Raw genomic sequence first — 19,397 nt, 5'->3', positions numbered from 1 at the left:
CGGAGACGCCATCCCTATCGGTCGCGTGCCGTTACTGCTGGTAGTAGAAGGTCTCCGGCTTTGCCGGTCCTGGCGTCATGTAGAATGACGTGCTGGGGATGACCTTCGGGACATTGCGCATATTGGTCTTGACGATGCCGACGCGGTCCGGCTCCAGGTTGGTGCCGATGACGTAGAATTCGTCACGGGTGATCGCCAGCAGTTCCTTCATCGCCGCCAGCTGCTTTTCGAGCGTCGGCGCTTCCTGTACCTGCCGGTAGAGATCCATCTGCTTCTTGGCAGCAGGGCTCGGCTCCTCAGCGTTCGGATCCTTGGGGTTCTGGTAGTAGAGGCCCCAGGCCGTCGCGAAGCTCGACTCGTATTCGTGCGGGAAATACCATTTGGGATCGAGCAGGCCGAGGAAATCGTAGCCGCCGCCGCCAACCCATCCCAAGCCGTCATTTTCATTGTTCTGCAGGCGGGAGAAGATCAGCGAACGTTCGGCCGGGCGCGGCTGCATGTCGATGCCGACGGCCCGCCAGTAGCGCTGGATCATCTCGAGCGCGTCCACCTGGATCGGGCTTCCGGTCAAAGCGTCGATCGCAAAGGTAATCCGCTTGCCGTCCTGGCCGAGGCGATAGCCTTCGGCGTCATGTTTGGTCAGGCCCGCCTTGTCGAGATACTGATTGGCGAGATCGACATTATATTCCAGATACTGCGTCGCCATCTTTTCGTCGTAGAGCGCTGTGCCTTCACGCGGCGCTGCCTGATAGGGTTTAGCCTGTCCGGCATAGATCAGCTGGTTGAGCTCTTCGCGGTTGATGGCATAGCTGAGGCCGATGCGGAAATCCTTGTTGGAGAAGACGGCGCGCAAGGCCGGATTCTTGTGGGTCTGGTTGAGGGTAATCAGCAGGGCGTTCGACCACGCCGGCCGGGCGATGAACAGGCCGTAGCCGCCCTTCTCCTGGTTTTGCACGATCACGGTGCGGGCGTCCGTCGTCTCAATAAAACGATTCTGCATGTCGATTTCGCCGCTGATCGCCTTCAGGATGATTGCCTGGGTATCCTGCATCACATCGATGGTGATCCGATCGAAGTAAGGCAGCTGGTTTCCTGCCGTATCCACCTTGGCATAATATGGATTGCGTTCGGCAACGACCTGCGTGGTCCCGTTATAGGGCGCGGTCAGCACCCAGGCATCGAGTGTCGGGCGGCCGAGATCGCGCCAGCGGCCGGGAAAGCCGATCTTGTTGTTGAAGAGCTGGACCCAGTCGGTTGCGCCGGCTGCCTTCACCAGGGCGTCGATACCGTCGGGATTGAAATCCTTGTGGAATTGCTTGAGGTAGTGCGCCGGTGCGGCGGCCAGAATATCGGAGCCGCGCACAGTGGCCATGTTCATCAGGAACAGGCCGTTCGGTGCGGCAAACTTGAAGACGACCTTGTCGTCGGCGAGCTTTTCGACCTTGACGGTCTCTCCGCCTGCGGTCAGCCAGTCGGGCGCTGCAGGCGTGATCTTGGTGTTGCGCAGCACGTTCTCGTTCCACCACACCAGATCGTCGGCGGTGAAGGGCTCGCCGTCCGACCAGCGCGTGCCTTCGCGCAAGGTGAAGGTATATTCGGTGGCATTGGCATTGACCTCGACGCTCTTGGCGATATCGGGGATCACCTCGGTCCATTCCGGATTCCAGCGGACCAGCCTCGTATAGCCGATCGAACGCTCGATCTCGCTGTCGCCACCGCCAAAGGTGGCCGTGCGCCAAGTGCCGCCATAGGTGCCGACCGAGTCAAGCGGCGTGAGCACCAGCGGCTCCTTGGGCAGCCGTTTTTCCACAGGCGGCAGCTTGCCGGCATCGACCAGCGCCTTCAGTTCCGGCGATTCTTCAAAGCCGAATGCGGCGCCGGCCCAGCCGGCGCCAATGAGGATCGCCGCGGCAACGGTTGAGACAACCTGCCGTCTTAAGATTCTGACGTGTTGCATTCTTTCCTCCCAATATTCCGCTCTAGGTTATCGTTAACGTATTCTCCTCTTTCTCGAACGTTATCGTTACCGTACAATCTTGTCAAAGAGATTCTCCCTGCCTTGCATTGAGCCGGAATTGCCTTGGCTTTCCGGGAAATTATGCTAGTTATCGTTATCGTAAGTTTCTAACCCCTCCGAGAGACCGTCCCGTTGAGCCGCCCTAAAGAGCCAGAATCCAAAATAACCATCGCCGATGTTGCCCGCGCCGCAGGAGTGTCGCCGATGACGGTGTCGCGCGTGCTCAATGACCAGGGCGGAGCCAGTGCGGAGACCAGTCAACGGATTATTCTGGCGGCGAGCGAACTCAACTACCGGCCCAATCCCTTTGCGCGCGGATTGCGGTCCGATCGATCGAAGGCCATCGGCCTTCTCGTTCCCGATATCACCAATCCGTTTTTTCCCGAAGTCATCCGGGGAGCCGAGGATGCCGCGAGCGCTGCCGGCTACAACCTGCTTCTGTCCAATGTCGTCGAGAACAGCAAGCGGGAGGAAGAGCTCATCGAAACGCTGCTCAGGCATCGGGTCGACGGGATCATCGTCTGCAGCCCGCGACTGCCCGATGCCGCCTTGCATAAGGCGCTTGCGCCCCACCGGGCCGTGGTGCTCATCAACCGCGAGGCGCCCAACGAGGTCGCTGGGACGATCGTCACCGACTACGAGACAGGAGCATCGCGCGCCATCGACCATCTGGTCGAGCGCGGACGCCGCAAGATCGCGATCATCGCCGGGCCGCGCAGTTCGTTTGGCGGCAAGAGCCGTCTTGTCGGAATTCGCAAGACGCTGGCGGCCCATGGGCTAAAGGCGCAAGGCATCGTCTATTGCGATCCGACCGCCGCCGGCGGCCAGACGGCGGCCGCGCAATTGCTGGCGGAAGCGCCCGGCATCGATGCGCTTGTCTGCTACAACGATCTTAATGCGATCGGCGCCATGAAGGCCTGCCGGGCCGCCGGCATTTCAATCCCCGGGCAGATTGCCCTGATCGGCTTCGACGACATTCCAACGGCCGAACTGCTGTCTCCGGCGCTCACCACCTTGCGGGTGCAGAAGCGGGAAATGGGAGAGGAAGCCGTGCGTCTGCTGCTCAGCCGCATCGCCACCAGAAACCGCCAGCACGGCATCGTCATCGTGCCGGAGCTCATCATCCGTGAAACGACCTGAACGCCCTGGAGCATGATGCCGAAACGTGTGAGCGGTTTTCGGACGACATCATGCTCCAATCTTAAAGTTTGGAACGGGAGGAATATCCGATGGATATCGACAATCTGCAGTCACTGGCCCTGCCTGAGGAGAAGAAGGCCTGGTTTGTTCGTGACCGGTTCGGCATGTTCGTGCATTGGGGGCTGTACGCGCTGCCGGCACGCCATGAATGGGTCAAGAGCCGCGAAGAACTGAACGACGCCGACTACCAGAAATATTTCGATCACTTCGATCCCGATCTCTACGACCCACGCGAATGGGCGAGGCGCGCAAAGGCCGCCGGCATGAAATATGTGGTGCTGACCACCAAGCACCATGAAGGCTTCTGCCTCTGGGATACCCAGGCCACTGACTTCAAGGTGACCAACACGCCTTATGGGAAAGATCTGTTGCGCCCCTTCGTCGACGCCTTCCGCGCCGAGGGCCTGAGGATCGGCTTCTACTATTCGCTGATCGACTGGCATCATCCCGACTTTACGGTCGATCCGCGCCACCCGCAGCGCAATCATCCGGATGCGCTGAAAATCAACGAAGGCCGGGATATCAGCCGCTATGCCGCCTTCATGCGCGAGCAGGTGCGCGAGTTGCTGACCGAGTTCGGCCAGATCGACATCATGTGGTTCGATTTCAGCTATCCGCAGTGGAAGCTTGGAGAACTGGTTGGAAAGGGCCACCAGGATTGGGAAAGCGAGAAACTCGTGCGCCTGGTGCGCGAACTCGCCCCTGATATCATCATCAACAACCGGCTCGACCTCGCCGGCCTGCAGCCCGATATCGTCACGCCGGAGCAATATATGCCGCGCGCCCGACCGCTACGCGACGGCAAGCGCGTCGTTTGGGAAGCGTGCCACACGCTCAGCGGCTCCTGGGGTTATCACCGCGACGAGGACACCTGGAAAAGCACGGAGCAACTGGTGCAGATGCTGGTCGGCACCGTTGCCATGGGCGGCAATCTGCTGATGAATGTCGGGCCGACGGCGCGCGGCACGCTCGACCACCGCGCGATAGCTGCCCTTGCCGCTTATGAGGAATGGATGGCGCTGCACGAGCGCAGCATTGTCGGCTGCAGCCAGTCCGACTTCACCGCGCCAGCCGATTGCCGCCTGACCCAGAATGGCGATCGTCTCTATGTCCACCTCTTCAACTGGCCCTATCGCCATCTGCATTTCGATGCGCTGGCGAGCAAGATCGAATATGCGCAATTCCTGCATGATGGCAGCGAGGTCACCTGGCTGCGCCCGTCCGCCAATACGTTATGGGCAAACACCCAGTTCCCCGTCGGCGCGGATCAACTGACATTCGTCCTGCGGGTGCGCCGGCCTCAGATCGTGGTCCCGGTCATCGAAGTCAAGCTCACGGCAGGGAGTGCCCCTGGTATTTAGCACCGCAGCGCTGCTGCGTCTTTTCAGACGCGCAAAGGACGCTGCAGCACCTTGAGTTGCTCTTGCGTAAACGCTTCCGCCCCGTTTCGCAATCCATGACCGACGCGCAGAATACTTCCTTATATTTGTCCATCTCGCAGCAATCTGCCTGTGGCTGAAATGAATGTGGATTCGTCCTGGCGGGAGCGCTGCTCGGACATGAGGAGACGTTCGGCAAGTATATGAAGGCAAACGGCAAGATATTCGGACTGGGCTATCCAGTGTTCGAAGTCTTGTCCGTATTGCGTCGCAAATGGCGCCTCCCAAAAACGAGGCCAGAATCTTGTTAACCTTTATGCGTGACTAATTGTCTCACGCCAATGCGGCGTCGGGTTTGGTCCTTCCGGGCAGATAATGCCGCCAGACTTGCATTTCCGGCCGGAATGAATCGCGGCACTCCTTCCAATTTTGAACAGCCCCAAGCGGACTCAATTGCGTCTCCGCTAACGCCCTCGCATGGAGACCGACCGTCACACCCCATTCCTCTTGCTGAAGTTTTTCACACGCCGTTTCATCCAAACAACCGGCCAGCGCCAGACCCTTCCTAGGCCATCGCCCGCAAGCAGGCCCCGGCAATGGAACCATCCCCCGGAGTAATTCATGCTGTCTTTTTTCAACAATATCAAAATTCTGGGCAAGATCGCCCTCGTATTCTTCCTGCTGCTGGCAGTCAGCACCACTGTCAACCTCGTGAGCTATAATTCTCTTGCCTCGCAGGAGAAGGCGGCCACCTGGACCGAGCATACCTATACGGTGTTGGGTACGGTCAATAGTATCGTAGCCGCCATGGTTGATCAGGAAACCGGGATGCGCGGTTATCTCGTCTCCGGCGATAACAACTTCCTCGCTCCACAGAAGGCCGGCGCCGAATCCTTTACGGCAAGTCTCCAGAAGGCGAAGCAACTCACCTCCGACAATCCAGCTCAGCAGAAGCGCTTGGACGAGTTGGAAGCCTTGGCTAATGGCTGGAGCGCGGCCGTGGTTGCACAGGAAACGAAGCTGATGGCCACAAAAGAGACTATGCAGCAGGCGCGTGACCTGGAGGCCTCCGGCGTTGGCAAGAAGTGGATGGACGGTATCCGTGCCAAGGCAGCCGAGATCATGGATGTCGAGGAGAAGCTGCTTGCAACCCGTTCTGCAGAAGCAGCGGACGCCGCGGCGAGTGCACGCTTTACCATCATTGCCGGCTCTATTGGTATGATCGTATTCGGCCTTCTCGTGCTGCTTGCGCTGAACACTGCCATGATCCGTCCGTTGGCCGCGATCACCGGCGTTATGCGCAAACTTGCCGAAGGCGATACGTCAATCGCAGTTTCCGGCGCCGAGCGCAGGGACGAAATCGGCGCAATGGCAACCGCGGTGGAGGTGTTCCGCCAGGCTGCCGTCACCAACAGCGAACTTGAGGCCGAAGCTGCCGTGACAGGCGAACGGCGGGCCAAGGAGCAAGAGGAAATCAACCGCATCAAGGAGACCGAAGCCGGACATTTGGCTTTTGCCACGCAGAACATCGCGACCGGTCTGAAGCGGCTTGCCTCGGGCGATCTCGCCTTCCAGCTCACCGAGGCCTTCGCCCCCAATTTCGAGGCTCTGCGTCACGATTTCAACCAGTCCGTACGTCAACTCAGCACCACACTTTCGGAAATTTCCAGTTCGATTTCCGCCATGGACAACGGAACCCGCGAGATTGCCGCCGGTGCGCAGGACCTTTCCAGGCGGACGGAACAGCAAGCCTCCTCACTGGAAGAAACGGCGGCTGCCCTCGATCAGATCACCACGAACGTGGCGAATTCCACAAAGCGAACCGACGAGGCCCGTGCCGTCGCGGGTCGTGCAAATCAATCTGCCGTCAGATCCGCCGAAGTCGTTTCCCATGCTGAGGAGGCTATGCGGAAGATCGAAGAATCTTCCCAGCAGATTTCCAATATTATCGGCGTCATCGACGAGATCGCCTTTCAGACGAACCTTCTGGCGCTCAATGCCGGTGTCGAAGCCGCCCGTGCAGGTGACGCCGGCAAGGGTTTCGCGGTGGTCGCGCAGGAAGTGCGTGAGCTTGCCCAGCGCTCGGCCAAGGCCGCCAAGGAAATCAAGGAACTCATTCATAACTCTTCGAGCGAAGTGGAAAACGGCGTAAAGCTGGTCCGCGATACGGGGGAGGCACTGAAGACGATCGGCGGCTTTATCGTTGAAATCAATGGTCACATGGAATCGATCACGATCTCAGCCAGGGAGCAATCAACAGGGCTTGTCGAGGTCAACACGGCCGTCAACTCAATGGACCAGACGACGCAGCAGAATGCCGCGATGGTGGAGCAGTCGACAGCCGCCTCGAACACACTCGCGCAGGAGGCTGCCAAGCTGCGCAACCTTGTCAGCGAATTCAAGCTCGAAGGCGCTCAAACGAACGCGCCGAGGGCGGCGGCACCCGACAGCAGGCCGGTTGCCTCTCCAGCCCGGGCGCTCGGCCAGAAAATTGCTGGCGCGTTCTCCGGCAGAACCGCTGCGGCCACTGCGCCCACCGCAAGGGAATGGGAGAGCTTCTGATGGAAAACTGGTCCCCGGCAACGCTCTGAACGGCGACGTTGCGCTGGAAACCGGCCTTTACCTTCGACCAACCGTTCTGCTCAAGACATCGTCAATCCGGGAAATCCCAGCATGGGCAGCGGCAACGCCGCTGCCCATGCGACATATGTATCTGGGGTCTGAGCAAGCAAAGGTCGTGCTCGTCCAGAATGGCTCGGCCGGTCCCGCCGCCGGATGCCGACAACGGGCTCAGGGATTGGCTGCGGTAGTCTCCACGAAGAACTGGTTGAGCTGCTTCATTTCAAGCGCATGAGCGCGCTTTCTAAGAGCGACGGCCTGTTTGAGCGTCTCAAGCTCATCCGTTATGTCAATGAGATGAGCCTCGGCGACGAGCATCTCGGCTTCGATTCTTCCCTGCTCTCTCAATTGCCAGGCATCCCGGATGCGGAATTGGACGATGATCGTACCGAAAAGCGCCGCGAGCGCCGAGCTCATCATAGGAAGCCATTGGGGAACGGCCGTGCCATAGGCCGAGAACAATGAAGAGAGGCCGCTCAGAACGATGATCCCCATTGTGAGAAAATTCCAGAGATACTGATTGACCCTGGAGGATCGCGCATACCAGTTTCGATGCGTCCGCAGGTCACGCAAAGCCTGCCTTTTGATCTCCACCGTATCCGATGGAAGCATCCTTTCCGCTCTCTCTCGAGCAAACTCCCGTCTTGCTGCCAAAATCACGTTAACGACAACGATCGTTATCCCGAAGGTAATCATGAACCAGGAGATGTAGCTCAAGGGAATTTGGTCGAGGATGACGTTCGGAGGAAATTCCGGCTCAAAAACCTCAATTAAAGCGCCAAGCGATATCAAGAATACAGATAAAACAACAACCGCTATGGAAAGCATCCCTAATATATTTCTATATCTTGATGGCAATGGCATTTGCTGCTGCAAAGCAGGGTCATCGTCCCTCTTCCTGAACAAATCCATCACCCTATCCTCGGGGTTGGAGGTTTGACCACAGTCAAACTTGCAACACACGAAAAATCAAGTAACGTTTACTAATGATACTTGATTAGGCGATCGCCGGCGGCTCTATCCGTTGCTTCAGGATATGCTGATTGCCATCGGCCGGTCGAGGTCGCGAGCGATATAATCCTGGATCTGGCGGACGATCTGCCCGGCGTGAGCGATCGCCAGCTGATCGGCCCGTTCGGCGTCGCCGGCCTCGATCGCGGCGATCATCTCCTCATGTTCGTCGACATATTGGCGCGGCAGGCGGTCGTCGAAGGTCGAATAATACAAGCGAAGAATGCGCCGGCCCTCGTCGAGCAGCCTGGCGAAGAAGGCCGTATAGTAGGAATTGCCGGCAAGCTCGGCGATCGCCACGTGAAATTCGCGGTTCGCCTCGATCATCGCATAGGCGTCGCGCGCGGCAACGGCATCGGCGAAGTCCTTCTGATGTAACCGGATCACCTTCATGATTTCGGAGTTACGCCGCTGGGCGGCGCCGCGCGTCGTGACCCGGTACATCAGCGTCAACGCTTCGAAATAGGTGGGCAGGCTGGCGAAATCGATCGTCGCGACGATCGTATTCCTGTTCGGCAGGGTCGTGACCAGCCCATCAGCGGCGAGCCGCAACAGCGCCTCGCGAATGGGAGTCCTCGACATCCCGAAACGTTCAGACAGCCGCACTTCATCGAGCGGACTGCCGGGCTCCAGCGCCATCGACAGGATTTCCCGGCGCAGCGTGACATAGACGCTCTGCGTGCCGGAACCGCGCACCCGCACATTCTCCGCCTCGTTCTGCATCCGCGCCTCCGCTGTCATGAGAGCCTTGTATTGCGTTTCGGCCGATTCCCGCAACGGCAGTCTTCCGCCTGCAAATTTCAGGATCGCGCCGGATTGAATCCTGTCGACAGTTTGTATATAACGCAATCAAATTCAAGGAGGTCGATCGATGACAACAGGATGGAAGGGCGTATTTCCCGCCGTAACGACACAATTCAACGAAGATCTTTCCGTGGATCTGGCTGCGACCCAGCGCGTCCAGGACGCGCTGGTGAACGACGGCGTCAACGGGCTGATCGTGATGGGCACCTGCGGCGAGAACAATTCGCTCGATCCCGATGAGAAGCGCACGATCCTGGAAGCCGCCGTCGAGGTCGTCAATGGCCGCGTTCCCGTCGTCACCGGCGTGTCCGAATTCGACACGCGCCGCGCCGTCGCCTATGCCCGCGACGCCGAAAAGCTCGGCGCCGACGGCCTGATGCTGCTGCCGGCCATGGTCTATGTGCCGAAGCCGGAAGAGCTGATCGCGCATTTCCGCACCGTCGCCGAGGCGACCTCGCTGCCGATCATGCTCTACAACAACCCGCCGGCCTACCGCGTCAATATCGGCGCCGATGTGCTGAAGGTGCTTGCCGACGTGCCGAATATCAAGGCGGTCAAGGAAAGCGCGCCGGATCCGCGCCGTTTCACCGATCTCATCAATGAATTCGGCGATCGTTTCGATATCTTCGCCGGTCTCGACGACGTCGCGCTCGAAGGCCTGATGCTCGGCGCCAAGGGCTGGGTCTCCGGCCTCACCAGCGCCTTCCCGGAGGAATCCGTGCAGCTGGTGGCCGCCGCCGAACGCGGCGACTGGGAAGAGGCCCGCAAGATCTATCGCTGGTTCATGCCGCTCCTGCATCTCGATGCCGAACACGATCTCGTGCAGTCGATCAAACTCGCCGAACAGATCATGGGCCGCGGCTCCGAACGTGTCCGCCTGCCGCGCCTGCCGCTTTCTGGCGCCCGCCGCGCTGAAGTTACTGCGATGGTGGAGAAGGCCGCGGCCACGCGCCCCTCGAAGATCCGCCAGGCTGCCTGAGACAACGGGGCCGGCAAACGCCGACAAGCGGTTGCCGGTCTTTCCATTCTCGCTACTTTTCGGGCGAGAGCCAGTTGCCGCCCGGCCGCGGCAGACTCTCTGGCTTTCGTTCCTATCTCGTGTTCTTGGAGTTTCCGGAACGGATCAGGCTGTTTCGGCTGACGAGCGACGGTATCTGGAAAATATGCTCGGCAGCGGTGCGGCCTTCTATTCTGGAAATGAGGGTTCGCGTTGCGATCTGACCGAGTTCCCTGCCCGACTGGTCGATGCTTGCGAGGTTGACGAGACCGAGGGCTGCCGTAGACGAGTTGTCGTATCCGATGACGGCGAGATCTTCGGGCACGCGCACACCCAATTCCATCGCCAGGCTCAGAAGGGTGATCGCGTCGAGATCGCTCCAGCAGAATACGGCGCGCGGCCTGTCTTTCCGCGATAGGAATTTTCGCATCGCCTCTTCCCGCTTTGGCGAAGCAATGGGAATTTTGCCGATCGCTGGCGAGGAGCCGAGCCCGCCACGCTGCATGGCCCGGCGGAACCCGATCTCACGCTGGCGCACGACGGAGACCGCGTGCCCTTGGCGCTCGCCAAGGCTCAGCATTTCGACGTCGCGATAGCCGCAGGCCAGAAGCGCTTCCACGGCGATCTCCGCACCGCGCTGATCGTCTGCATTGACGGTATCGAAAGCCGTGGCGCTGGCATCGTGGTAACCGACCGCGACGATCGGTATCTGGACTGCGAATTTAGCGAGGATCTCCGAGGGCAACCGCGGCGCAACGAGGATAAGGCCATCCATCTTGTAGTCGATCATCGACTCGATCAACGACGTTTCCAGTTGCACACGCGCATCGCTGACGCCGATCATCGCCTGATAGTGCGAGGGCGCCAGCACCCCGTTTACGCCGGCAATCACCTCCGGAAGAAAGGGATTGCGGATGTCGATCAGGAGCACACCGATGGTGAAACTCCGGCCGCGCAGCCCGCGCGCCGCCCGCGAGGGGCGATATGCGAGGGCCTCGATGGCATCCATCACCCTTGCGCGCAGTGCGTCACTGACGCCGTAGGCATTTCGCATCACCTTGGAAACCGCTGCGACCGATACGCCTGCATGAGCTGCTACGGTCCGGATCGTCACGCGATCGTTTCGTTGCGGCTTTTGTTTTTCTTCGACTGACATGAAATCTCTGACTTGCGGCTGCGGGCCGCCAACATCGCCCGCAGAACCACCATGACAGACTGGCAACGAAAATTCTATTGCGCTTCCGAAGAAAATGTAGAACGTTATATGGAGAACGTTCTACAACTCGTCGGGAGGACTTGATGAACTTTCAGCCGGCAGCCATCAGCGGCAACCTCGTTTTGCGTGCCTGGTCCGGGGATATGATCGCGCCACTATCGGATAGCGGTCAGGGAACGGCCGCAAGCTTCGTCTCCAAGACTTTTGAACATGATGGCGCCAAGCTTCCCGTCGAGCTCTTTATCTCCGCACTTGGCCTCTACCGCTGCTTCATCAACGGCGTTCGCGTCGGCGACGACCTGTTGACACCCGGCTGGACCAACTACGACGATCGCCTTGCCTATCAGCGATATGATGTCTCGAATCTGCTCAAGCCGGGCCAGAACCGCATCGAAATCTGGCTTGCCGACGGATGGTATCGGTCGCCTTTGATGTGGGGCGCCCAGGCGATCCCGAATTGCTGGGGCAACAGGATCGGCGCCATCGCCGATCTGCTCGGACCGGATGGCAACCTTCTTTCCACCGACACCACATGGCGAAGCGGTCTTCTGCCGATCCTGAAGTCCGGGATCTACTTCGGCGAAATCTATGATGCCCGCCAGGAAAATTACGCCGAGACCCATGGCACCGAGAAGCTGGACTTCGACAGGGCGCTGCTTGTCGCGCATGAAACGGCTGCAGTGCGCGAGTTGCGGCCACTCACCCCGGTTGACAGCTGGACCGACGATAACGGCAGGACCGTCTACGATTTCGGCCAGAATGTCGGCGGCTATGTCAGATATACGGTCCGCGGAACCGCCGGTGCCGAAATTCGGGTGGAGCATTCGGAGGTTCTCGGCCCCGACCGTCATTTCGACAATCGCAACTATCGCACGGCGGCCGCCCATACCGTCTACACGCTACGTGGCGACGGCGACGAAACCTATGCGCCGCATTTCACCTTCCATGGTTTCCGTTATGCCCGGGTGACCATCACAGGCGTCGCAAAGATCCTGTCGATCGCATCCGTCCCGATCTCGTCGGTCCCCGATCCGGCCGGCGGTTTCACGTCGGGCAATGCGCTGGTCAATCGCCTCGTCGAGAATACCATCTGGTCGCAGCGCGCCAATTTCGTCGAAGTACCCACCGATTGCCCGCAGCGCGACGAACGTTTGGGCTGGACGGGCGACGCCCAGGTATTTGCCGCAACCGCTTGCTGGCTGAGCGACAGCCAATCCTTCCTGAGGAAATATCTGCGCGACGTGATGGCCGACCAGCGCGAGGACGGCGCCGTCTCACACTTTTCGCCGGATCCGACACGTCTGCATCCGGCCGATTTCCCGGGCTATGCCGGCTCGACCGGCTGGGGCGATGCGATCGTCGTCATCCCCTGGGTACTCTATACCCATTACGGCGACCGGGCGGTTCTGGCGGAATGCCTGGATTCGATGGTGCGCTGGGTCGATTTCGTCTGGTCGATCTCGGATGGTCCGCTGGTGCGCCCGCCGTCGCGCTGGGGCGACCGCGGCTTCACCTTCGGCGACTGGCTGCAGCCGATCGGCGATAACCGGAAGCCCCGCCCGACGATCGCCGACGATTGCGCGGCGACGCTCTACCACTTCATCTCGACCGACCTTCTGGCAAGGATCGCAGCCACGCTCGGCGAGCATGCGCTTGAAGAGCGAATGAAAAACCGCGCCGACGAGATCCGGCGGGCATTCACCAACGAATTCATCACGCCATCGGGACGGCTCGCGCATAACGATCAGACGTCTTATGCGCTCGCCTTCCTGCACGAGTTGATACCGGCCGAGCACAAGCAAGCCGCACAGCAGCATTTCCGGCAGGTGATCATCGATGCCGACTACAAGATCGGCACCGGCTTCATCGGCACGCCCGCCCTGCTGCCGGCGCTGACGAAGCTTGGGATGGACGATCTGGCCGAAAAGGTCTTCCTGCAGGAAGATGTACCGGGCTGGCTCTATCAGGTCTCGAAGGGAGCGACGACGATCTGGGAGCGCTGGGATTCCATGGCGCCCGACGGCACCATCTACGAACCCGACATGAACAGCTACAACCACTATGCCTATGGCGCCGTCTGCCAATGGCTGTTCGAAAGCGTCGCCGGGATTTCGCCGAGCCCGCGCGCACCGGGATTTGCCGAGGTGATCGTCGATCCCGCACCGATTCCGTCCCTTTCGCCGGTTTCAGCCCATCACGACGTGAGCCAAGGGCGCATCGAGGTTGGCTGGCAGTGCGACGGCAACGAAGTCACCTATGTGCTGACGCTTCCGGAAGGCTGCATCGGTCGTTTCCGGCCCGGAAAGCGACATCAAAACCCGTCGCTCAATGGAGCGCCTGTGGCCGAGGAAGCCGTTCTTCCCGCCGGAACACACAGACTGGTCTTTTCCCTACCCGAATCTTGAGGAGCATACACGTCACACCGTTCAGAGGAGGAACGTCATGACACATCGGATAAAGCTCATTCTTGCCGGCACGTCCGCGCTTTTGGCATTGGTCGCGGCCGGTCCGTCGCATGCGGAAGTCACGCTGTCATTCCTGATCGACAATAACCCGGACACAGTCGCGGCGGCCGAGGCACTGGTTGCCGCCTATCAGGCAAAGGCACCCGACGTGACGATCGAAATCGAGCCGCGGGCCGGTGGCGGCGAAGGCGACAACATCATCAAGACGCGGCTGGCGACCGGCGAGATGTCCGATGTGTTTCTCTACAATTCTGGTTCGCTCTTACAGGCGCTGAAACCGACGCAGACGCTTGTCGATCTGAGCGGCCTGTCGTCGCAAGCGAAGGTCGACGAAAGTTTCAAAGCGGTCGTGCGTGCCGATGGCAAGCTCTATGGCGTTCCCTTCGGCACGGCAATGGCGGGCGGGATCCTCTACAACAGGAAAATCTACCAGGACCTCGGCCTCTCCGTCCCGAAGACATGGGCCGACTTCATGGCGAACAACGCGAAGGTCAAAGCTGCCGGAAAGGTCGCCGTGGCGCAGACCTATCGCGACACCTGGACCTCGCAGCTGTTCGTTCTGGCTGACTATTACAACCTGCATGCGGCCGTGCCCAACTTCGCCGCAGACTATACCGCCAACAAGGCAAAATACGCCGAGACGCCTGCGGCCCTGAAGGGCTTCGAACGTCTGAAGGACGTTCACGACGCCGGTCTGATGAATGAAGATTTTGGCGCGGCAAGCTACGACGATGGCCTGAGAATGGTCGCAACCGGCGAGGCAGCGCATTATCCGATGCTGAGCTTCGCGGTCGGCGCCCTCAAACAGAATTATCCGGACAACCTCAACGATGTCGGCTTTTTCGCGCAGCCGAGCGACGACGCCGCGACCAACGGCTTGACGGTCTGGATGCCGCCAGCCCTTTACATTCCGGTGACCAGCCAGCACGCCGAGGAAGCACGGAAATTCGTCGATTTCGCGGGAAGCGTCGAGGCCTGCAAGATCATGGTGGAAACCAACGCCGTTCAGGGGCCTTCCCTGATCGACGGCTGCGACCTGCCAGCTAGCGTACCGCCTGCGATCAAGGACATGCTCCCCTATTTCGAGGCCAAGGACAAGACGACGCCGGCGCTGGAATTCGTTTCGCCGATCAAGGGACCGGCTCTCGAGCAGATCACCGTCGAGGTCGGCTCCGGCATTCGCCAGCCCGCCGAGGCAGCGAAACTCTACGACGACGATGTCCGCAAGCAGGCCAAGCAGCTCGGCCTGCCCAACTGGTAGCGGTCTTTCGGGCCAGTTATCCTCGCTCCTGACGGAGCGAGGCTCCACCCGATCGAAGAGATTGAGATGACCGAGACACGCCGCCGCTCGCGCAAATCGCCCTACCCGCTCTGGTTTTTCATTCCCGCCGCCATCATCTACGGCGTGCTGTTTCTGTTTCCGACGATATCGTCTCTCTGGTTCAGCCTGACGCGCTGGGATCTTTCGACGGCCGAATTCATCGGGCTTGAAAACTTTCGGCAGTTCTTTTCCGAACCGTTTCTGGTCAAAGGGCTCGTCAACACGCTGATCTACGCCGTGACGACCTCCGGCCTGAAGACGGTCTGCGGACTGCTGCTGGCCGTGCTGCTCACCAGCAATATCTTCGCCCGCGGTTTTCTGCGCACGCTGGTCTTCTTCCCCGTCCTGGTCTCGACGATCGGCATTGGCATCACCTTCACGGTGATGATGCATCCGACCAAGGGCATCATCAATGTCACGCTCGAGACGCTCGGCATTCCGGGACCTGGATGGCTCACCAATCCGGCGCTCGCGCTTTTTTCGGTGGCTCTGGTCGATGTCTGGAAGGGTGTCGGCCTCGCCACCCTGATCTTCATCGCCGGACTTGCCGCGATCAGCCCCGATTATTACGAGGCGGCGAGAATTGACGGCGCCACGCGTCTCCAGCAATTTTCCCGGATCACTCTGCCGCTCGTGCGTCCGGCCACCGTCATCGTCGTGACATTGTCGCTGATCGGCGGGCTCCGTTCCTTCGATCTGATATGGGCCATGACCCGCGGCGGGCCCGGTTTCTCCTCCGACGTGATCGCCTCGGTCATCTACAAGCAATACCAGGCGGGTTTCTATGGCCTGTCGACGGCCGGAAACGTCATCCTGTTTGCGCTGATCGCGGCAATCATCCTGCCCTTCACCCTGTGGTTCAACCGGCGCGAGGTCGGGGAATGAGAAACGTCCGCCCTTATGTGACCGGCGCGATAGCCCTTGCGGTGGCGGCGATCATCTTCGTCATGCCGTTCGTCTTCGTCGCTCTCCAGGCGGTCAAATCGAAATCCGAAGCGTCCCGGCTCGATTTCGAATTGCCCGAGCATTGGCTGTTCTGGGATAATCTGGTGGCCGTCTTCAAGGCCCGCGACTATCAGCTTGCGCTTGCCTATTTCAACTCCACCCTGATCACGGTCGTCTCGGTCACCATTCTGATCCTGCTGTCGGCGATGGTCGGATATGTCATGCAGCGCCGCAAGACCGTCTGGAACAGGGTGGCCTCCATTGCCCTCTTCATGGGCCTGATGATGCCGCCGGCGGTCGTGCCCACCATCGGCCTGTTGCAGGATATCGGCCTGTTCAAGACCATGACCGGGATGATCCTGATCCAGGTCGCCTATAATCTCTCCTTTTCGATTTTGCTTTATCGGTCATTCATCTCGACCATACCGCGCGATCTCGATGAGGCGGCGCTGATCGACGGCGCCAAACCCCGGCAGATTTTTTTCAGAGTGGTCCTGCCGCTGCTGAAACCGGTGACCGTGACCAATGTCGTCGTGCAGTCAATCGCGATCTTCAACGATTTCACCAATCCGCTCTACTACCTTCCCGGCAAGGAGAACGTCACGGTGCAACTGACGCTCTATAATTTCCAGAGCATGTATACGAGCCAGTACAATCTGCTCTTCATGAACATCCTCCTCGTGACGATCCCGCCGCTGATCGTCTTCATCTTCTTCAACCGGCAGATCGTCGCGGGTATGACGGCCGGCGGCGTAAAGGGGTAGCAAAATGGCTGAGCTCACTCTGAAACAGGTTCGCAAGAGCTTCGGCGCCCTCGAAGTCATCAAAGGGGTCGATCTCGAGGTTGCCTCCGGGGAGTTCGTGGTGTTCGTCGGTCCGTCAGGATGCGGGAAGTCAACGCTGCTGCGCATCATCGCCGGCCTGGAAGACACGACCTCAGGCACGCTGACCATCGGCGGCAAGGACGTCACCTATGCCGAGCCCTCCGAGCGCGGCATTGCCATGGTGTTCCAGAGCTACGCGCTCTACCCGCATATGACCGTCGCCGAAAATATCGGCTTCGGCCTTTCGCTCGCCCGCCGTCCGAAGGCGGAAATCGCCGCCAAGGTCGCGGCGACGGCGGAAACGCTGCAGCTCACCCAGCTCTTGGAGAGAAAGCCGAAAGCCCTCTCCGGCGGCCAGAGGCAGCGCGTCGCCATCGGCCGGGCGATCATCCGCGATCCCAAGGTCTTCCTGTTCGACGAGCCGCTCTCCAATCTCGACGCTTCGCTCCGAGCCCAGATGCGCCTCGAAATATCAGATCTGCACGCCCGGCTGAAATCGACGATGATCTATGTCACCCACGACCAGGTCGAAGCCATGACGATGGCAGACAAGATCGTCGTCCTGAATGGCGGGGTGGTCGAACAGATCGGCAGTCCGATGGAGCTCTACCGTAACCCCGCGACACCCTTCGTCGCCGGCTTCATCGGCAGCCCGAAGATGAACCTGTACGGCGGCGAGACGGCACGACGATTGAACTGCACGACCTACGGTATCCGTCCCGAACATATCAGGCTGTCGGAAGGCGCCGGACAATGGCAGGGCAGGATCCGGCATTTGGAGCGGCTTGGCGCCGACGCGATCCTCTATCTCGAGGTCCCCGAACTCGGCGAGATGGTCGTGCGCGCCGAAGGCGAGACGCCGTTTACGCCTGGAATGACGGTCTGGGCAAATCCGGTCGAGGGAGCGGAGCACCGATTCTGAGGATGGCGCGGCGCGCTATCAGCGCCACACCGTGAAACATCACACGAAGGAATCGCTGGTGCTCGATCGATTCAGCATATTCATTGGACGCGTTGGCCGCTGTACGGGATTCTTGCGGCATGACCCAGGCGACCCATCCGATATTGCTTTTTCATGTAGATCCGGCGCGAAACATGGCGCGCTTCTATCTTCTGGCCGTCGAACCGACCCTGTTCGGCGGCAGCTCGCTCACGCGTTGCTGGGGACGTATGGGGACGAAGGGACAGGTGAAGATCGACCTCTTCGATACGGCGGTCGAAGCCAGGCAAGCATCCCGGAAGCTGCTGCACGGCAAGCTCAAACGCGGATATCGGCGGAATGAGGAAGATTCATAGGGCCGGTTCAGAACCGCTCGGGACGCAGCGACGTCAGATCGACAGCCGGTCTCTGGCCCGCGACCAGCTGGGAAACGAGATAGCCGGTCAAAGCCGACAGCGTCAGGCCGAGATGGCCGTGGCCGAAGGCATAGGTGACGCGGGGCAAACGGCGGGAACTGCCGATCACCGGAAGTGAATCCGGCATGGACGGGCGAAAACCCAGCCACTCGTCGCTGCCCTGTCCGGCCGCCGGCAGGAGCAGTTTCACGCCGTCACGGATCATCGCGGTCCGCTTCGGGTTCAAGGGAGCGGCAAGTCCGCCGAGTTCGACGGTTCCGGCCGCGCGCAATCCATCTGCCATCGGCACCATGTAGAAGCCGTGTTCGGGATAGCAGACCGGGCGCGACAGCAGATTGACCGCTTGCGGGAACAAGACATGATATCCGCGCTCTGTGTCGAGCAGGACGCGGTCGCCGATCGATGCCGTGAGCTTGCGTGAATGGGCGCCGGCGGCAACGACCGCATGATCCGCAAGGATCTGCTTGCCCGCGATCGGCAGACTGATGCCGTTGTCGCGCGGCTCGATGGCCGAGACTTCGCCACGGATGATCTCTCCTCCGCCGTTTACGACAGCCTGGGCGAGCGCGAAGGCGAGTTGCCTGGGGCTGGAAAACACATAGGCGTCACGAAACAGCACGCCCTTGTGGTAAAGCGGCGCAAGATTGGGCTCCATGCTCTCAATATCGGCGCGGTCCAGACGGTCCATGGCGACGCCGTGGCGTTCACGCAGCCCGTTCTCAGCATCAGCCGCCCGGAATTGCGCTTCGCTCTTGTAGAGATACAGGCAGCCATCATGCCGCTTCAGCCGTTCGGCGCCTGCCTGCGCCACAAGCGGTTGCCAGGCGGCATCAGCGTGAGCAAGCAGCATGGCCAGTGTCCCGGCGATCCGTTCAACCTCGGCTTTCCCGCTCGACGCCAGGAATGCGCGCAGCCACGGGACCAGTTGCGGCAGGTACCGCCAGACGATCGCCAGCGGACCCAGCGGATTGAGCAGCATGCCCGGCACTCGCCAGATGACGCCAGGGGTCGCGACCGGAACGACGCCGTGCGGCGCAAAGGTGCAGGCATTCCCGTAGGAACAGGCCTGGCGGTAGGACGCGTCGCCCAAGGGCGGCGCCGGATCGATGATCGTGACCCGGTGCCCCATTCTTTGCAGCCAGAGGGCCGAGCAGAGGCCGACCAGCCCGGCACCGACCACAGCCACATGCTGGCGCTCGGCGTCGGGCAAGGGCTGAAGCTCGGCAAGCGGCTTGTTCATCGT

Annotated in this window: 15 protein-coding genes; 10 read left to right on the top strand and 5 right to left on the bottom strand. The window is 60.3% G+C overall.

From position 1 onward, the window contains the following. Positions 1-31: 31 nt before the first annotated feature. Entirely contained in the window at positions 32-1,957 is a 1,926-nt protein-coding gene (locus tag ACMUVN_RS10390; protein WP_047612390.1) for an ABC transporter substrate-binding protein, read from the bottom strand. A gap of 192 nt (positions 1,958-2,149) precedes the next feature. Between ACMUVN_RS10390 and ACMUVN_RS10385 the strand changes: the two genes are divergently transcribed. The 3 genes from ACMUVN_RS10385 (at position 2,150) to ACMUVN_RS10375 (ending at position 7,158) form a co-directional block, all read left to right on the top strand. Next, complete coding sequence (locus ACMUVN_RS10385) at positions 2,150-3,157, top strand: LacI family DNA-binding transcriptional regulator (protein ID WP_080759860.1); 1,008 nt, start codon at positions 2,150-2,152, stop codon at positions 3,155-3,157. Positions 3,158-3,246: 89 nt separating this feature from the next. Next, entirely contained in the window at positions 3,247-4,578 is a 1,332-nt protein-coding gene (locus ACMUVN_RS10380; protein ID WP_414815090.1) for an alpha-L-fucosidase, read from the top strand. A 639-nt stretch (positions 4,579-5,217) separates the two neighbouring features. Next, positions 5,218-7,158 carry a methyl-accepting chemotaxis protein gene (locus ACMUVN_RS10375; protein ID WP_414815089.1) on the top strand — a complete coding sequence of 647 codons (1,941 nt, stop codon included), beginning with the start codon at positions 5,218-5,220 and terminating at the stop codon, positions 7,156-7,158. A 228-nt stretch (positions 7,159-7,386) separates the two neighbouring features. Here the strand turns inward: ACMUVN_RS10375 and ACMUVN_RS10370 are convergent, their stop codons facing one another. Continuing rightward, on the bottom strand, positions 7,387-8,127 hold the full coding sequence (locus ACMUVN_RS10370) for a hypothetical protein (protein ID WP_414815088.1): 741 nt from the start codon (positions 8,125-8,127) through the stop codon (positions 7,387-7,389). A 117-nt stretch (positions 8,128-8,244) separates the two neighbouring features. Continuing rightward, positions 8,245-8,949 (bottom strand): GntR family transcriptional regulator, encoded by a 705-nt coding sequence (locus tag ACMUVN_RS10365; protein ID WP_414815087.1) that lies wholly within the window; start codon positions 8,947-8,949, stop codon positions 8,245-8,247. A gap of 148 nt (positions 8,950-9,097) precedes the next feature. Here ACMUVN_RS10365 and ACMUVN_RS10360 point away from each other — a divergent pair, with 148 nt between their 5' ends. After that, positions 9,098-10,009, top strand: coding sequence for a dihydrodipicolinate synthase family protein (locus tag ACMUVN_RS10360; RefSeq protein WP_414815086.1), 912 nt, complete (start codon positions 9,098-9,100; stop codon positions 10,007-10,009). Between the two features lie 112 nt (positions 10,010-10,121). Here ACMUVN_RS10360 and ACMUVN_RS10355 read toward each other — a convergent pair whose 3' ends face one another. Continuing rightward, positions 10,122-11,183: a LacI family DNA-binding transcriptional regulator gene (locus ACMUVN_RS10355; protein ID WP_097595481.1), complete on the bottom strand. Its 1,062-nt coding sequence runs from the start codon at positions 11,181-11,183 to the stop codon at positions 10,122-10,124. A gap of 143 nt (positions 11,184-11,326) precedes the next feature. Between ACMUVN_RS10355 and ACMUVN_RS10350 the strand changes: the two genes are divergently transcribed. The 6 genes from ACMUVN_RS10350 (at position 11,327) to ACMUVN_RS10325 (ending at position 18,094) form a co-directional block, all read left to right on the top strand. Next, positions 11,327-13,648, top strand: a complete 2,322-nt coding sequence (locus tag ACMUVN_RS10350; protein WP_414815085.1) for a family 78 glycoside hydrolase catalytic domain — start codon at positions 11,327-11,329, stop codon at positions 13,646-13,648. A gap of 37 nt (positions 13,649-13,685) precedes the next feature. Next, positions 13,686-14,969 carry an ABC transporter substrate-binding protein gene (locus ACMUVN_RS10345; RefSeq protein WP_047612371.1) on the top strand — a complete coding sequence of 428 codons (1,284 nt, stop codon included), beginning with the start codon at positions 13,686-13,688 and terminating at the stop codon, positions 14,967-14,969. 66 nt (positions 14,970-15,035) lie between these two features. Then, positions 15,036-15,914, top strand: coding sequence for a carbohydrate ABC transporter permease (locus tag ACMUVN_RS10340; RefSeq protein ID WP_047612369.1), 879 nt, complete (start codon positions 15,036-15,038; stop codon positions 15,912-15,914). Beyond that, positions 15,911-16,738 carry a carbohydrate ABC transporter permease gene (locus ACMUVN_RS10335; protein ID WP_047612366.1) on the top strand — a complete coding sequence of 276 codons (828 nt, stop codon included), beginning with the start codon at positions 15,911-15,913 and terminating at the stop codon, positions 16,736-16,738. Before ACMUVN_RS10340 ends, ACMUVN_RS10335 begins: the two co-directional genes overlap by 4 nt. Positions 16,739-16,742: 4 nt before the next feature. Further along, positions 16,743-17,720 carry an ABC transporter ATP-binding protein gene (locus ACMUVN_RS10330; protein WP_063475867.1) on the top strand — a complete coding sequence of 326 codons (978 nt, stop codon included), beginning with the start codon at positions 16,743-16,745 and terminating at the stop codon, positions 17,718-17,720. Between the two features lie 119 nt (positions 17,721-17,839). Next, entirely contained in the window at positions 17,840-18,094 is a 255-nt protein-coding gene (locus tag ACMUVN_RS10325) for a WGR domain-containing protein (protein ID WP_047612360.1), read from the top strand. 7 nt (positions 18,095-18,101) lie between these two features. On the opposite strand, the gene ACMUVN_RS10320 is transcribed toward ACMUVN_RS10325, so the two are convergent. Next, positions 18,102-19,394 (bottom strand): NAD(P)/FAD-dependent oxidoreductase, encoded by a 1,293-nt coding sequence (locus tag ACMUVN_RS10320; protein WP_414815084.1) that lies wholly within the window; start codon positions 19,392-19,394, stop codon positions 18,102-18,104. Positions 19,395-19,397: the final 3 nt, after the last annotated feature.

The sequence above is a fragment of the Rhizobium sp. IY2 genome (assembly GCF_047532935.1).
Taxonomy (GTDB): Bacteria; Pseudomonadota; Alphaproteobacteria; order Rhizobiales; family Rhizobiaceae; genus Rhizobium; species Rhizobium anhuiense.
The sequence above is the reverse complement of the archived record's forward strand: the minus strand, read 5'-3'. Positions and strand labels throughout refer to the sequence as shown.

Excerpts from the sequence above, each read along its gene's own strand:
- ACMUVN_RS10390 (WP_047612390.1), bottom strand. The coding sequence starts at position 1,957 with ATGCAACACGTCAGAATCTTAAGACGGCAGGTTGTCTCAACCGTTGCC.
- ACMUVN_RS10380 (WP_414815090.1), top strand. The coding sequence starts at position 3,247 with ATGGATATCGACAATCTGCAGTCACTGGCCCTGCCTGAGGAGAAGAAG.
- ACMUVN_RS10375 (WP_414815089.1), top strand. The coding sequence starts at position 5,218 with ATGCTGTCTTTTTTCAACAATATCAAAATTCTGGGCAAGATCGCCCTC.
- ACMUVN_RS10370 (WP_414815088.1), bottom strand. The coding sequence starts at position 8,127 with ATGGATTTGTTCAGGAAGAGGGACGATGACCCTGCTTTGCAGCAGCAA.
- ACMUVN_RS10365 (WP_414815087.1), bottom strand. The coding sequence starts at position 8,949 with ATGCAGAACGAGGCGGAGAATGTGCGGGTGCGCGGTTCCGGCACGCAG.
- ACMUVN_RS10360 (WP_414815086.1), top strand. The coding sequence starts at position 9,098 with ATGACAACAGGATGGAAGGGCGTATTTCCCGCCGTAACGACACAATTC.
- ACMUVN_RS10355 (WP_097595481.1), bottom strand. The coding sequence starts at position 11,183 with ATGTCAGTCGAAGAAAAACAAAAGCCGCAACGAAACGATCGCGTGACG.
- ACMUVN_RS10350 (WP_414815085.1), top strand. The coding sequence starts at position 11,327 with ATGAACTTTCAGCCGGCAGCCATCAGCGGCAACCTCGTTTTGCGTGCC.
- ACMUVN_RS10345 (WP_047612371.1), top strand. The coding sequence starts at position 13,686 with ATGACACATCGGATAAAGCTCATTCTTGCCGGCACGTCCGCGCTTTTG.
- ACMUVN_RS10340 (WP_047612369.1), top strand. The coding sequence starts at position 15,036 with ATGACCGAGACACGCCGCCGCTCGCGCAAATCGCCCTACCCGCTCTGG.
- ACMUVN_RS10335 (WP_047612366.1), top strand. The coding sequence starts at position 15,911 with ATGAGAAACGTCCGCCCTTATGTGACCGGCGCGATAGCCCTTGCGGTG.
- ACMUVN_RS10330 (WP_063475867.1), top strand. The coding sequence starts at position 16,743 with ATGGCTGAGCTCACTCTGAAACAGGTTCGCAAGAGCTTCGGCGCCCTC.
- ACMUVN_RS10325 (WP_047612360.1), top strand. The coding sequence starts at position 17,840 with ATGACCCAGGCGACCCATCCGATATTGCTTTTTCATGTAGATCCGGCG.
- ACMUVN_RS10320 (WP_414815084.1), bottom strand. The coding sequence starts at position 19,394 with ATGAACAAGCCGCTTGCCGAGCTTCAGCCCTTGCCCGACGCCGAGCGC.